The organism is Synechococcus sp. CS-1333 (assembly GCF_025128015.1).
Classification (GTDB): domain Bacteria; phylum Cyanobacteriota; class Cyanobacteriia; order PCC-6307; family Cyanobiaceae; genus MW101C3.
The window spans coordinates 1-1,053 of the sequence record NZ_JAHLYO010000004.1; the positions used below are offsets into that span (position 1 = coordinate 1).

Sequence of the window (1,053 nt, forward strand, 5' to 3'; positions counted from 1 at the left end):
CATGACGATTGCTGTAGGGCGCGCGCCTTCGGCTCGGGGATGGTTCGACGTCCTCGATGACTGGCTCAAGCGCGACCGCTTCGTGTTTGTCGGCTGGTCCGGTCTGCTGCTGTTCCCCACGGCCTATCTGGCTCTGGGCGGCTGGCTAACCGGCACCACCTTCGTTTCCTCCTGGTACACCCACGGGATTGCCAGCAGCTACCTGGAAGGCTGCAACTTCCTCACCGCCGCCGTCAGCACCCCTGCCGACGCCATGGGCCACAGCCTGCTGTTGCTCTGGGGTCCGGAAGCTCAAGGTGACTTCGTGCGCTGGTGCCAGCTGGGCGGCCTCTGGCCGTTCGTGGCCCTGCACGGTGCCTTCTCCCTGATCGGCTTCATGCTGCGTCAGTTCGAGATTGCCCGTCTGGTGGGCATCCGCCCCTACAACGCGATCGCCTTCTCCGGCCCGATCGCGGTGTTCGTGAGCGTGTTCCTGATGTACCCGCTGGGTCAGAGCAGCTGGTTCTTCGCGCCTTCCTTCGGGGTGGCGGCGATCTTCCGCTTCCTGCTGTTCCTGCAGGGCTTCCACAACTGGACGCTGAACCCGTTCCACATGATGGGCGTGGCCGGCATCCTGGGTGGTGCGCTGCTGTGCGCCATCCACGGTGCCACGGTGGAGAACACCTTGTTCGAGGATTCCGAGCAGGCCAACACCTTCAAGGCGTTCGAGCCCACGCAGGAAGAGGAGACCTACTCGATGGTCACCGCCAACCGCTTCTGGAGCCAGATCTTCGGGATCGCCTTCTCCAACAAGCGCTGGCTGCACTTCTTCATGCTGTTCGTGCCGGTGATGGGTCTGTGGACCAGCAGCATCGGCATCATCGGCCTGGCGCTGAACCTGCGTGCCTACGACTTCGTGAGCCAGGAAATCCGCGCTGCTGAGGATCCTGAATTCGAAACCTTCTACACGAAGAACATTCTTCTGAATGAAGGTCTGCGTGCCTGGATGGCACCGGCTGACCAGCCGCATGAAAACTTCGTCTTCCCTGAAGAGGTTCTGCCCCGTGGTAACGC

At 62.3% G+C, this 1,053-nt stretch carries 1 protein-coding gene; it reads left to right on the plus strand.

Features of this window, described 5'->3' with window-relative positions:
* Nucleotide 1: 1 nt before the first annotated feature.
* A partial coding sequence (gene psbD / locus KQ303_RS00625; RefSeq protein ID WP_094515010.1) for a photosystem II D2 protein (photosystem q(a) protein) occupies nucleotides 2–1,053 on the plus strand: 1,052 nt, incomplete at its 3' end.